Origin of the sequence: Kitasatospora sp. NPDC088779, assembly GCF_040685395.1 — a bacterium.
In the GTDB taxonomy this organism is placed as follows: Bacteria; Actinomycetota; Actinomycetes; order Streptomycetales; family Streptomycetaceae; genus Kitasatospora.
The window spans coordinates 37,089-51,070 of the sequence record NZ_JBFBHW010000044.1 but is presented as its reverse complement, the minus strand read 5'-3'; the positions used below and the strand labels follow the sequence as shown (position 1 = coordinate 51,070).

Here is a 13,982-nt window from a genome sequence, read left to right as displayed (position 1 = left end):
GCGGCGCCACATCGCACCGTCGCGGCCCGCTCTTGCCGCCCGGCAGGGTGGGCAGACACGAGAGCGGGTCGGTTCGAGCCGGTGCGTTGCGGAGTGTGCGGGGCGGTGGGGTCTCCGCCGTGAGCGGGGGTTACTCGGTGACGCCGTAGTAGTCGGTGAGGAACCGGGTGATGGCCTCCTCGTGGGCGAGGAGGTGCGGCAGGTGGGTGGTGAGGGCCGTACGGGTGGCTGCGGCGAGGGCGGTCCTGGTCGCGGTGGCCTGGCGTACGTACGGGTCCAGGCGGCGGACGAGTTCGTAGTTGGACGCGATGTCGGCGCGGACCAGGTCCTGCTCCAGCGGCGGCGTGTCGGCGGCGGGGACCGGCGGCAGGATGCGGGAGACGAAGGTGACCCGGTGCAGGACGCGCCAGCAGGGCGGCTTGCGGTCGGACTGCTGGGTCTGGCGCAGTGCCGCGGCGCTGGGTGCGGAGGAGCCGGCGAGCCAGAGCGGGTCGACGACCTTGTGGAAGAAGTCGTCGAAGTTGTCCCCGGACTCGTGGAGGTAGAAGCTCATGAACCGGTAGGCGTCGACCTTCCCCGGCACCCGGCGGGGGCTGCCGTCGGGGTCGAAACGGGTCTGTCCGTCGGCGCTGTAGGCCTGGAGGTCGCCGGAGGGGCGGCAGTCCACGTCGAGGGAGTAGGAGCGGGAGGCGTCGCGGGCGCGGGTGCGGGTGACGCTGTGGCTGCCGCCGAGGCTCGCGTCGAGCTGGGCGCCGATGCCGACGCCGAACACGGTGAAGCCGAACTCGGCGCCCGCGGTGGCCATGTCCTTGACGGTGTAGGAACCGGCGGTGGTCTCGGTGACGGAGTCCGTGGTGGTGGTCGTCTCGGCGAAGAATCCTCCGTCGGCGGTCCACACGTACGTGTTGGCCAGGTCGCGCACGACGGCCCCGTCGGCAGCGGTCTGCCCGGTGCTCTCGCCCCGGTTGTCGTCGATCGGCCCGACGAAGGTCTCGGCGATCCTGGCGGCCCGCTGCTGCGTGGGATCGGGCGTGCCGGTGGCGGTGGAGACGCTCTCGTAGTAGCTGCGCAGCTGCTGCCGGCGGCGCTGGATGGCGCGTTTGAGGGCGTAGGCCTCGCGCGGCTTGTAGTAGCTGTACTCGCCGTACCGCTGGGCGTTGGGGTAGGCGGGGTCGAGGACCTTGCCGTGTTCGTCGAAGCCGACACCGCCGTCGAGGGTGCCCTGCTTGGTGTACTGGGGGTTGATGGGGAAGGTGAGGATGTTCCAGTCCCTGGGGATGTCGGGGTTGGGCAGCATCCGGTAGGCGACGAGCGTGCCGGTGTGGGCGAGGCGCAGCGCGAACACGTCGGCGGTCTGCGACTGCACCAGAGCGAAGCCGGTGTTGGCGGGCTGGTAGCGGCGGCCGAGCGCGGGGTTGAGCAGGTGGGCGGGGTCCTCCCAGTGGCCGGTGAGGGCGACGGTGGTGGCCCGCGCGGTGTCGGTGGCCTGGGTGAGGGTGGTCGCGTCGGTCCAGGTGTTGGTGAATTCGAGGGTGTTGTCCAGGCTGAGGACGGCGCCGCCCTTGACCGCCGGTTTGGCGGTGCCGATGCCCAGCGGGGCCATGATGAGCAGGGTGTCCGCGTCGTAGGTGTTCTTGAACGCGAAGTGGAAGGCGGCGTCCGCGCTGCGGTCGCGGGAGGAGGACAGCGACTCGGTGACGGAGTCGGCGGTGGTGAATCCGACGCTGGAGGCGCCCCGGTAGTCGTTGCCCTGGCCGGTGAGGTTCTCGGAGGGGACCGGCGGGGCGCCTTCGATGTAGCCGATGAGCTGGGGGTCGTACTGGACCTGGCTGACCCACTCGCTGACCAGGTCACCCACCTTGTAGCCGGTGACCAGGCGCCAGCGGCCCTCCTCGGTGAGGTAGGAGTAGGCGCGTTTCATCACACCGGTGGCAGTGCCGTCGGCCGCGTACTGCATGTCGGCGTACTCGCCGACGGCCGGTGCGGTGGCGACGGTCTCGTGGAAGGGGGTGCGCACGCCGGAGACGGCGGAGCGCACGGCCGCGGTGTCGGTGGAGACCGGAGCGGTGGACAGGACCACGGTCGGCGCGGCGCCGGGGCCGGGCCGCAGGTGGTTGCCGCGCAGGCCCATGTCGCGGACCACGTCGGTGCCGCCGGAGGTGGAGTCCCGGTCGAAGGGCCAGTAGCCGATCAGGTCTTCCTTGTCGCCCTTGAGGCGGGTGAAGAGGTTGTCGCTGATCTGTTCCGCGGTGCGGGCGGTGCGCCAGACCCGGACCTCTTCGAGGGTCCCGTCGAGGGCGTCGGTGACGGTGGTGCCGGCCAGGCGGGCGCCGAGGGTGAACTGCCGTTCCCCGTAGTGCGTCGGGCTGTCGGGGGCCGCCGCGTCGACCGGATCGGTGGCCAGCGCGATGCCGTTGCGGTAGAGGCGGAAGACGCTGGCCCGGGGGTCGGGGTCGCGCGTCCAGGTGGCGCCGCGCAGCCGGGCGGTGTGGGCGCCGGTGGTGTCGGTCGTGGTGCTGCCGGTGTTCTCCTCGAAGGTGAACCGGGCCACCAGACCGGTGTCGCGCGGGGAGACCGGGGTGCCGATGACGGCGGCGTCGCGGGCCTTGTTCCAGATCCGGACCTCGCCGAGGACGCCGCGCGTCCCGTACGTCCGCATGCCCTCCCGGACCCGCCCGATCTCCAGGGTGCCGGTGCCGCTCTCGGGGCCGGGGCCGGTGTAGCGGGAGGTTCCGGTGGGGGTGCCGTCGATGTAGAAGGTGATGTCGTCCCAGGCGTGGACGTCGACGCCCTGGACGACGTCGACGGTCTGGGTGGTGCCGGCTCCGTCCGGGCCGGTGAGGGCGATCTGCCGGGTGCCCCGCTGTTCGGTGGTCTCGCGGCCGGCCCGCTTGACGACGGCGATCCGGGTGAAGCGGCCGGAGGGGACGGTGGCCGTCGACACGAAGCGCCGGACGACCGGACCGGCCTCCTCGAAGGCGAACTCCAGCCTGCCGTCCGGGCGTACGGACAGCTGGTAGGGCACGTGCTCCTCGCCGCCGAGCCGGCCACGGGTGATCAGGCCCTGGGTGGTGCCGAGGCGTTCCAGCGTGCCGAAGACCTCCAGGGTGAGGTCGCCGGTGAGGCCGAGGGAGTCGTCCCCGTCGCTGTCCAGCCAGGACGAGCCGTCGAGCCGGACGGCCCAGGACTGTTCGAAAGCGGAGGCCACGTGGGCCCACTCGCCGGCCGGGAAGACGTCCCGGCTGCGGACGGCGCGCTCACCGACGCCGGCGACGACCCGGTAGCCCTTGGAGTGGGACTCGCCCGCCTGCGGGGTTCCGCCGAGGACGCCGTGGCGGCCGTGACCGGAGGTGTCCAGGAACTGCTGGTCGCCGCAGGTCCACGAGCCGAGCAGGCCGGGCAGTCCGCTGGCGACGTTCTGCCGCATCAGGTCACGGATCTCGTCGGCCGTCCGAGCGCGGTTCCACACCCGCAGGCTGTCGATGCCGCCCCGGAAGGACGCGGCGGCGCCGAGACCGCCGAGCACGAGCCGTCCGTCGCGGGTGACGGTTCGGGCCGTGGAACGGCGGGCGGCCTCGACGCCGTCGCGGTAGAGGACCTGGGTGCGGGTGGCGGGGTCGAGGACGGCGGCCCAGTGGTGCCAGTCGGTGTCGGTGTACGACGCGGCGGTGGTGAGGACCTCGCTCCCGAGGGCGAAGGAGACCGTCCCGGCCTGGTCGTAGGACAGGGACAGCGCGCCGGCGCCGTAGGACAGGATCGTCTCGCTCGCGGTGTGGGCGGCGACGGCCCGCCTGGCCCACAGCTCGATGGTCAGGGCGGTTCCGGACAGGGCGAGGCCGTCGACGGACACCTGGTCGTCGGCGCCGTCGAAGACCACCGCCGTACGGGCGGTGGCATCGGCGAGCAGCAGGCTGTAAGGGGCGTCGGCGTCGTTCGCGGCGTGCACCAGACACGCGGTGCGGGTGGCCCGGTAGGGGTTGACCCACGCCTCGACCGTGACGTTCGAGGCGGTCGTGGTGGTGGGGAGGGCCGCGGCGGGCAGGGCCAGGTACTGGTCGGTGCCGTTGAAGGCGAAGGCGCGGCCGGGGGACGAGCCGCGCCAGCGGCAGGGCTGTCCGACGACGGCGTCGTCGGCGGTGCCGTCCTGCACCCGGGCGTCGGGGGAGGCCGCCGCGACGGTGACGAGGCGGGAACCGCGGGAGAGGTCCGCGCCGGGCCGCTCGGCGCGTGCCAGGGCGGGGTCGTACGGGACGAGGCGCACGGGCGAGCCGGGCGCGGGGCGGCAGGGCCGGTCGACGCGCAGTGCGGTGGCCCCGGCCGGGGCCGACTCGGTGAGCAGCCGGACGCCGTCGTCGGTGGCGATGTAGGCGGGGGCGGCGAGCGGCCGGCCGAGTGGGGCCGCCAGGCCGAGCGTGGCTTCGGCGGCGGAGGGGTCCGAGGCGTCTGAGGGGTCCGGTCCGTCGGTCCGGACGGGCTCGGCGGCGGTGCCGAGCGTCTGCGGGACGTGCGTGGCGCCCGAGAGCACGTCGACGAGCGTGCCGGTGTCGCGGGGCAGGGCGCGCCAGACCTCGCGGTCGCCGGGCAGGTCGATGGTGAGGTCGCACAACCCCGGCTGCCCCTGGACCGCGGTGACGCTCACGCTCACCCCGGTCAGGTCCACTCCGGCGTCCCTGGCGGTGAACAGCAGCGCGGCGTCCCCGATGCCGAGGGTCTTGGTGCCGCGCACCACCTGGGTGTCGTAGTAGGCGGCGAAGAACTGGTCGTTGAGGCCGCGGAAGTACAGCGCGACGTGGCCGGTGGCACTGTCCATCAGGAAGGGCCGTGAGGAGGTGCGGGCGAAGGACAGCAGTCCGCCGGTGGAGCCGAGCCCGGTGGCGTCGGTGCCCAGGTGCGCGGCGGCGACCGTCACGTCGTCGGTGCCGGACAGGCCGTCGGTGAACCGGCCGAGTTCGTCCTGTGCGGAAGTCAGGGCCGCTTCGCGGACGGCGAGTTGGAGGGTGACGTCGTTGAGCTGCTCCTGGGCGGCCAGCAGCGCCTGGAGCTGTTCCTGGGCGGCGTCGTGGGCGTTGCGCGCGGCGGTGAAGGCGGTGTCCGCACCGGACCAGGAGATCCGGTCGATCCGGCACCGGCCCTCGCCGCCGGCCATGACGGTGGAGCTGGTGTACTGGGCCAGGTAGTTGCCGCCGGCGGCGCGGATCGCGAGCGTCTTGCCGCTGTGGTAGGCGACGATCTGGTAGGTGCCCTCGGACTGGGGGATCACGGCGAACAGTTCGTTGGCGGTGTTGGCGTTGCTGCTGTTGTACAGCTGGACGTAGCTGCCCTCGGCGCTGGTGCCGCCGTAGACGTTCATCTGGTAGCCGCCGTTGACGAGGCGGATGAAGTAGAGCTTGCGGCCGACGCCGTCCCGCCAGCCGGAGTAGACGAACCGCCAGCTGCTGATGCCGGGCACGGTGTCCCAACCGTTCAGGGGGTTCTTGTGGTGGAGGGTGTTGCCCTGCGGGCCGACCCAGTAGCTGTGGCCGTCGGGCCTGGTGAAGCGCAGCTGGGCGTTGTCCCAGTCCGCGGGGTTGTCGCGCTGGAGTTCCCACTGCGCCTCGGCCGCGGTCAGTGCGTGCCGCGTGGCGTCCTCCGCGGCCTGGCGGGCCGGGATGTCCGCGCAGGTGGCGGTGAGGGTGACCGACTGGGCCCGCAGGTCCGCGATCTCGGTCCGGAGGCCCTTGATCCGCTGTTCCAGCGCGCTCTGGTGGTCCAGGTCCTCGTGCTCCCGGGTGGTGAGGTCCGGCAGGGTCAGGACGTCGGCGACCTGCGCGAGCCGGCCGTCGGCGCCGACGGCGAGATCGAGGACGGCGAGGCGGGGTTCGGCGTCCGGCGCGGCCGCGTCGCCCGTGGCGCACGACAGCAGCACCCGGGTCTGGTGCTTGGCGGGCTTGGGCACGTCGTGGTACCCGGCAGCCTGGGCCTCCTGCTGGTGGTAGAGGATCGCCGACGGGGCGGAGAGGACGGTGCGGGCGGCGAAGGAGAAGCTGTCCCGGCGGATGCCCGCGTGCTCGCCCACCGGCGCCGTCGAGGTCACCCACGACACGGCCCCGGACAGGGCGGCATGCCGCGCACGGTCCGTCTGGTCGTGCGCCACGGAACCTGACGCCTCGTCGAAGCGGTAGTACGCGACCAGTCCGGGTTCGTCCCCGACCAGCCGGTGGCCGCGATCCTGCCGCAGCTCGTCCTGCGCCCGGGCCCGGTCCCAGATCCGCAGCTCGTCGGCGTCGAACGCCACGTTCCGCCCGGCGCCGCCGAGCACCGCGGTGCCGGTGCCGGGCGGCGGGGTGAACGGACCGGTCCCGCAGGGCAGTCCGTCCACGTGCAGCGTGGCCGTACCGTCCCGGCAGACCACGGCGAGGTGGGCGTACTCGCCGGCCGCCAGGGCCCGGGTCCCGGTGACGGTGCCCGACCCGCTGAGCAGGGGCACGCCGCCCTCGGCCAGCTCCAGCACGAAGCCGTCGGTGTACACGGTCGTGGCCGCCGCCCGCTCGGGCCGCAGCCACACCTCGACGGTGAACTCCGGCCCGTCCCGCACGCCGGCGACCGCCGCCGCCGCGTCGGGCCCGGCCAGCCGCAGCGCGGTCTCCCCGGAGCCGGAGCGGGACGCCACCGGCACCAGCGGCGCCCCCGTGAAGGGGCAGGTGCCGGGCTCCCGCTCGTACACGGCGCCCTGGTAGGCGGGGTCGGGGCTGGTCCAGGCCCGGCTTCCCCGGGTGTCGAACAGCCCGTCCGTGCTCTGCTCCACGCTCAGGGCGTCGATCCGGGAGGTGGCCGTGTTGTGGCTGAAGAACTGCCAGCGGCCGGTGCCCGCGACGCTGGTGGGTACGAGCAGCGCCGTGAACCGCCCCTCGCTCAGGTTCCTTACGAAGCCGAGTACCTGCGTCGGCTCGCGGAACGGACGGCCCTCCATGTCGGTGCCGCCCAGGCTGTCCTTCGCCGAATCCGGCCGGTCCTTGCTGCGGCTGCGCCGGTAGCGGATCTCCCGTACGGGCTTGAGGACACCGTCCACCAGCAGGAAGCGGTCGCACAGCAGCGCCGAGTCGACCAGCGCTGCCCCCGTCGCGCCCCCCGACGCCCGGCCGGGCCCCGCCTCGCGCACGGCGTCCGGGTGTCCGGCGGCCACCGACTGGCGCAGCACCACCACGTACGTGCCGTCCGACAGCACCTGGAACGGGACGGCGGCGGTGAGCCGGGCCGTGCTGGACAGGAACGGGTCGCTCTCCTGCGGGGCGAGCACCTGCGTGTGCTCCGCCTCGACCCGCCCGCCCTTCTTGACGTGAGGCATCGTCACGGTACCGAGCGCGGCGTACCCGACGCGGACGAGCTCCTCGGGAAAGGACAGCTCCAGCGGATCCTCGGTCCAGTAGGCGGCGTCCGCCTCCCCCCGGGCGGGATCGTAGGCACCGAGCGCCAGGACCGAGTACACGATGCGCCGCTGGTCGTCCATCGCGAACGCCACGGTCGTTCCTTGATGGCGGACCACCGTGGTGGAGCTGTAGGTGCGGTCACTGTAGACCTTCACCACGCCGTCACTGACACTCATGAAGCCCGCTCCCTCGGCCGTGCACGTGGACATGACGCACAACCGGGACCCTACGGAAAGTACATCCTCGTAACCAGGGAGTGATTTCGGCCATGCCTGAACTGGCTGTTCCTGGGGTCCGGCTCGGGTTTTGCGGGAGGCGGGGCCCGGATCGGCGTCTTCGCGTCGTAGCGCCGGACTGCGGAGTCTGACGCCCGATTGACATCCGCTGTCTCACCCGCCGGGCAAGGGCGTGTCCCCCTTCGCCGTTCACACCCGCGGCCGAGTGCCGGCCGATTCACCCGTGCGGGTGCTCCACGCCGTACGGGAGCGGCGACGGGATCATCACGCCAGCGGTCCCTGGTCGACTGCCACGGAGGGTTCGATTCGCTTGCGCCGGACGATGAGTACGACGATCAGCGCGATCTGCAGCGCGATGAGCAGGACCATGCCGACCGAAACACCTGGTTCGGGGCCGACCAGGTTCGAGATCAGGCTGGTGTCCCACAGGCCGTGGACCAGCATCGGGAGCAGGATGACCCCGCCGACGCGCAGACACAGGTAGAAGAAGTAACCGGAGGTCGCCACGATCACCGCCTGCCCGATCGCCTGCGGGCCGGTGCTGATGGCATTGCTGACGTGGACCAGTCCGAAGACGACCGAGGAGAACAACGCGGTCCGGCCCTCGCTGAGGCCGGCCCGCCGGAAGACCTGGACACCGACGCCGCGGAACATCAACTCCTCACCGACCCCGACGAACACCCCGAGCACCAGCAGGCACACCACCAGCGACGCCTGCTGCTGGGCGAGATGCCCGTAGTTGAGCCCCGCGACCGCAGCGACGATCATCGAGATCGGCACCAGGTGCACCCACCGCCGCACAGGTGCGCGGTAGCGGAAGACAGCGGGCCACCACCTGAGCCAGGTGATCACCGCGCTCACGAACACGATGGAGGCGCCGATCGGGATCAGCGCGTTGTGGACGATCGCCTCGGTCGTCGGGAACTGGCTCCGGGAGTTCCCGTTGTCCACGTGAATGGCCGCGCCGAGCCCTTGGATGATGCCCAGGTCGACGATGACGATCAGGGCGTAGCCGAGCCAGGTCAGCCGTCGGCCGTGGTCGGCCGCGGCCGGCGGGTCCGGAGCGGAGGAGTCGTTCGTGCCCGGTACCGCCACGGGCACTTCGTGCCCGTCGTCATTGCTCGTCACGCTCATGCCGCCGCTTCTCCTGTCCGAGCCCACACACTCTGAGCCCCCGGCGTCAGCCGGATGCCGTTACAGGGGGAGTACTGTATAAGGTATACAAGCACCTTAATGGGATATTCCGCTATGCCTGCTTGAACAGGAAAGGTCCCGCTGTCACCAGTGGGGCCTTCCTTGGCGCGGGGCAGGGCGCTTCCTGCGGTTGTGCGGTGCTCGCTGACCGATGCCGGCTGCTGACGCGGGCCCTTCGACGCCGTGAAGGTGTGCCGGGTTGCAGGCGCCGGATCGGGAGCCGGGTCGGGAGCCGGACCGTGGTCGGACCACAGAGCCCAGGCGGCTCCTGGCGGGGAAACAGTCGCCTGCCGCGCAGTGCACGGAGCCTGCCCCAGGGCGCACGGGCCGGGATGTCGCGGGTTGCCTGCCACGGGCGACGCCTACGCTCATGAACGTTCACTCCCCGCGAGGTGCCGGGTCGTCTGGACGCGGCCTTCGTCAGAAGCAGGGTGGCCCACGGTACTTTGCGTGACGTGGACTGTGCCGCCGCCCGTGCGGTGACCGGTGTGCTGGGGGGCCTGGCCTGCCACAGACCTGTCGGAGTTGCCCACGGTGCCGTACGCGGTGCTGGCCGGACTGTCCAACGAGGAGTCGGTGGCCGGTCGGGACGGCCGTAGCCGGGTTCGAGCCATCGCCCGGACATCGTCGCCATCCGCAGCTGCCGCGACGTCACCCGGCTGAAGGGTGGGGGAGGGGCGCGCCGGCGGGCCGTCAGTCGGTGGCGCGCTGGGCCCGGTGGGCGGCGACCCGCACCCGGGTGGCGCAGCGCGGGGTGCAGAAGCGCTGCGGGGTGCGGCGGCCGGTGTCGATGAAGAAGCGGTTGCAGTCGGGGGCGGCGCACTCGCCCCAGGCGCAGGTGCCGCGCTCGCTGAGCCACAGGCCGAGGGCTAGGGCGGAGGTGGAGAGCAGCCAGTGGGTGAGGCCGGCGGCCGGGGGCGCCTGGGTGTGCATCGACCAGGGGCGGCCGGGGAGGCGGACGAGGCGGGGGCGGGCCGGGTAGTGGTCGAGCAGGGTGTTGATCGCTTCGGCCGCCTCGTCCTCGTCGTGGAGGGCGAGGATGCCGATCAGCGGGGCGGCGGCTTCGCGCAGCTCCCGGGCGTCGGCGTCGGTGAGGCGGAAGGGCGGGCCTCCGTGGCGTTCCAGGAGGGCTTGCAGATCGGCGGCGCCCGCCTCGGGGTCGGCGCGGACGGTGTTCGCGAGCTCGGTGACGAAGTGGAGGCCGCGGGGGTTGCCGCCGTCGTGGTCCTGGGTCATGGGTACGCCCCTTCCGATCGTTTGCGCACCCCATGGTAACGTCGAAATCAAAGATTAGGCGTTACGAAGGAGTGGCATGCGATTCCCGGCAACGACGTCCGTCCTGATCGTCGGCGCAGGCCCGGTCGGCCTGACCATGTCGCTCCTGCTCTCCGGGCACGGCGTGCCGCACCTGCTCGTCGAGGCGCACCAGGGCACCTCCCGCCACCCCAAGGCCCGTGGCGTGTCCGCGCGTTCGATGGAGATCTTCCGCAGGCTCGGACTGGAAGCCGACATCCGGCAGGCCGGGCTCCCGGCCTCGCACGTCTTCTTCTACCGCGGCCGCGACCTCGTCGACCCGGACTTCGTACGCACCGGCGTGGCCGGCGCCCCGGACGGCGGCGCCGAGCGCACCCCGTCGCCGGGGCTCATCTGCTCGCAGGACGCCCTGGAGGCCGTGCTGCTGCGCCGGGCCCGTGAACTCGCGCCGGACGGCGTACGGTTCGCCACCCGGCTGCTCTCCTTCACCGAGTTCACCGAGTTCACCGAGTTCACCGAGCCCGCCGCCGTCGGCGCATCCGCAGGCGGCGGCGAGGGCGTGCACGCGGTGCTGGAGGACCGGGCCACCGGCGACCGGCACACCGTGCGCGCCGACTGGCTGATCGGCTGCGACGGCGCAGCGAGCACCGTCCGCACCGGCGCCGGGATCGCCATGGCAGGGCCGACCGGCCTCGGCCACTTCCTCAGCATCCGCTTCGAGGCGCCGCTCGGCGAGGTCGTCGCCGACCGGGCCAGCGCGTCCTACTTCCTCACCGAGCCCGGCCGCGGCGGCTTCCTGGCCGTGGACAACGACCGGCACTGGATCTACCAGCACCCCTACGACCCCGGGCGCGACGACCTCGCCGACCTCCTCGGCGACCACCGGCAGCTGGCCCGGCTGGTGCGCGACGCCGCCGGACTGCCCGACCTCGACGTCACCGTCCGGGACACCCAGACCTGGCGGCTGGACGCCCAACTCGCCGACACCTACCGCCGGTCACGGGTCCTGATCGCGGGCGACGCGGCCCATGTGACGCCCCCCACCGGTGGACACGGCATGAACACCGGCATCGGCGACGCCGACAACCTGGCCTGGAAGCTCGCCGCGGTCGTGGCCGGGTCGGCCGGCGAAGCGCTGCTGGACACCTACCAGGCCGAGCGCCGCCCCGTCGCCCGCCAGGTCATCGACCTGTCCCTCGCCAACTCCCGCGCCCGCACCGGCTACCGGATCGACGACGAACTGCTGCTCACGGCGGCCTACCGCTCCACCGCCGTCCACGCCGACCCCGACGCACCCGCCCGCCCGCCGCTGGACCCGGACGGCGAGCACCCCGACGGCGGGCCCGGTGGCCGCCTCCCGCACCTGTGCCTGGCCGGACTCCCCGGGGCGGTGTCGACGCTCGACCTCATCGGCCCCGGCTTCACCCTGCTCACACCCACCGGCGACCCCGCCTGGCAACGCCAGGCCGACACCGCCGCAGCGGCAGGCCTGCCCGTCGTGCTGCGGCCACTGCCCGCAGCCGACTGGCCCGGCCTCTCCGGCCTCCCCGCCACCGGCGCGCTCCTCACCCGCCCCGACGGCCACATCGCCTGGCAGGCGCCCCACCCGCCCGTCGGCGACAGTGAGTTGCGGGAAGTCCTGCGGCGGATCCTGTCGGCGTAGGCGGCCGGCCCGAGGCCACCGGCCGACCCGACGCCACTGGCCGGGACCGTCACCGAATGCCGGCGGAGTACGACCGCGTCACGGTCGACGACGACCCGCGCGGGTACGTCCGCCGGCAGTACCGGCTCTGGCGCGACGTCAGGCCGTAGGGGGTCCCGCCCCCAGCAGTTGGTCCAGCACCCGGCCGAAGACCAGGCGCCCGGCGCGGGCCACGAGCGGGTCGAGCGGCGCGGGCAGGCGCGCGACCCGGAGTTCCTCCGTCCAGGTCACCTCGGATCCGCCGGTCTCCCCGGTCTGCCCGGTGTCCTGGCCGGGGGCCCGTACGCGCAGTTCGGCCCAGCCGAGCACCAGTCGGCCCCGCTTCTCCAGCCGGCACAGCCCGTCGCGCCCAGGTGCGGGGGCGGCCAGGCCGACGATCTCCATCGGGTCGTCGAACCGGAACGGCCCGATGACCGTCCGGGCCAGGATGGCGTCCCCCGCCTGCCCGCCACCGCCCCGCACCACGGTGACCCGGGTGAACGGCACCCGGTCCCCGTGCCGGGGCCAGGCGGTCAGCCGCTCCCAGCAGACGGCCGGGGGCAGCGGCGAACGGCGGGTCAGGACGAAGCAGGCCATGCCTCACCTTAGGGTCCGCCGCACCGCAGGTGCTGAAGACGGAGCCTGGCTCCCTTCGCCAGCAGGTCGCGGCCGATCAGGGAGATCGCGGCCAGGCCTTTGCGAACCGGCGCACCAGTGCACCAGTGCACCAGTGCACCGGTCCGGGCACTCCGGGAGCTGACCCGCCCGCCACGTTCACGTCCCCGCCGGAGCGTGGCCGAACCCCCCTCACCCGTCTGGGAGGGCCTGGCAGGCCCGATGGCGGAGTGAGAGGGGTCCGCGGATTTCCTCGTGCCGTCAGCGGCGTCGGCGTCGCGGCCTCGGCCTGCCGAACCAGGCGGCACCCGCCCCCGTGGCGATGAGGGCGGCGGCAATCCACGCTGCCGGGCCGACGTGTGCTCCGGTCTCGGGCAGTTCAGGCCCGGTCGCGGTCGCGGTCGCGGTCGCGGTCGCGGTCGCGGTCGCGGTCGCGGGCGTGGTGGTCGTGGTCGTGGAGGGCGACGGCGACGGCGACGGCGGCGCGGTGGTCGTGGAGGGCGAGGGGGAGGCCGACGGCGACGGTGAGGAGGAGGGGGACGCCGACGGTGAGGGGGACGGGGACGGGCTGGCGGTGGTGATGTTCAGTCGGGCGGTGGCGGGGCCCGAGGTGACCGTGGCTCCCGTGGCGAACGGCCTGGTCCCGTCGACGCCGGAGGCCGTGGCGGTGTTGGTGACCGATCCGGCGCTTCCGTCCGCCGTGGAGGGTGTGTAGGTGGCCTGGCAGGTCTGACTCTGCCCGGCTGCGAGGGGTGTGCCGGGGCAGCTGATCGACGACAGCCCCGGGAGCGGATCGTCGACCGCGACCGCCGTCCACGGCACGGGGCCGGTGTTGGTGACGGTGTACTGGTAGGTGACGGTCTGGCCGACCTGCGCCGTGGTGATCGGGGCTCCGCCGGCGGTCGCCGACTTGGCCAGCGACAGGCCGAACGGGTCGGGGATGGCGACCTGCACCGTGGTGCCGGTCACCGTTCCCGAGGGGTTGGTGCCGACCGCCCCGACCTGGTTGGTGCAGGCGCCGCCGCTGTCGCTGGAGACGATGTTCCACCCGGTGGCGTACTGCGGCACCACCGCGCCGGCCACGGTGCGCTGTTGCAGCGCCTTGGAACACCCGCCACTGCTCGCCTCGCCCGCCGGGAGCGCGGGCAGCGCCGGGCTGCCCGTCACCGTCGGGTTGGAGAACCCGGCCGTCGAGCCCTGGGTGACGTCCGTGAGCAGTTCGCTGTACGTGCCTGCGGCGCCGACGTACACGACTGCCGGGTCACCGGTCACGGTGACGTCCGCGACTTGGGTGCCCTGCGGGCCGGTGAGCTGAAACTGGCAGGGATCGCCCGAGGTCCCGATCGGCTCGACGATGAAGTAGGCGACTCCGGAAGCGTCGGTGTCGGAGAAGGACAGCGAGCAGTTGCCGGCGATATCCAGCTGGGTCAACGTCGGTGCCGCGGACGCCGTCGTGGGGACGGCCAACCACAGACTTGCGATGAGCAGGCCGAGGCAGGCAAGGGCGGTTCTACGGGCGAGCCAGATCATGCTGGTGACGCTAAGTGACCCAATTCGGCCGTGGGGGCGAGCCACGCGCCCTGGTCACTCGTCCGG

Annotated in this window: 6 protein-coding genes; 1 reads left to right on the top strand and 5 read right to left on the bottom strand. The window is 73.0% G+C overall.

From position 1 onward, the window contains the following. Positions 1 to 130: 130 nt before the first annotated feature. From AB0P03_RS31160 to AB0P03_RS31150, 3 genes are all read right to left on the bottom strand, one after another. Entirely contained in the window at positions 131 to 7,582 is a 7,452-nt protein-coding gene (locus tag AB0P03_RS31160) for a LamG-like jellyroll fold domain-containing protein (protein ID WP_363632014.1), read from the bottom strand. A gap of 324 nt (positions 7,583 to 7,906) precedes the next feature. Further along, positions 7,907 to 8,776 carry a type II CAAX endopeptidase family protein gene (locus tag AB0P03_RS31155; protein ID WP_363632013.1) on the bottom strand — a complete coding sequence of 290 codons (870 nt, stop codon included), beginning with the start codon at positions 8,774 to 8,776 and terminating at the stop codon, positions 7,907 to 7,909. Between the two features lie 753 nt (positions 8,777 to 9,529). Then, positions 9,530 to 10,072 carry a CGNR zinc finger domain-containing protein gene (locus AB0P03_RS31150; RefSeq protein WP_363586371.1) on the bottom strand — a complete coding sequence of 181 codons (543 nt, stop codon included), beginning with the start codon at positions 10,070 to 10,072 and terminating at the stop codon, positions 9,530 to 9,532. Positions 10,073 to 10,148: 76 nt separating this feature from the next. Between AB0P03_RS31150 and AB0P03_RS31145 the strand changes: the two genes are divergently transcribed. Continuing rightward, positions 10,149 to 11,753 (top strand): FAD-dependent monooxygenase, encoded by a 1,605-nt coding sequence (locus AB0P03_RS31145; protein WP_363632011.1) that lies wholly within the window; start codon positions 10,149 to 10,151, stop codon positions 11,751 to 11,753. A 138-nt stretch (positions 11,754 to 11,891) separates the two neighbouring features. On the opposite strand, the gene AB0P03_RS31140 is transcribed toward AB0P03_RS31145, so the two are convergent. Both AB0P03_RS31140 and AB0P03_RS31135 read right to left on the bottom strand, forming a co-directional pair. After that, positions 11,892 to 12,368 carry an SRPBCC family protein gene (locus tag AB0P03_RS31140; RefSeq protein ID WP_363632009.1) on the bottom strand — a complete coding sequence of 159 codons (477 nt, stop codon included), beginning with the start codon at positions 12,366 to 12,368 and terminating at the stop codon, positions 11,892 to 11,894. 279 nt (positions 12,369 to 12,647) lie between these two features. After that, positions 12,648 to 13,916, bottom strand: coding sequence for a hypothetical protein (locus tag AB0P03_RS31135; protein ID WP_363632007.1), 1,269 nt, complete (start codon positions 13,914 to 13,916; stop codon positions 12,648 to 12,650). Between the last annotated feature and the right edge of the window lie 66 nt (positions 13,917 to 13,982).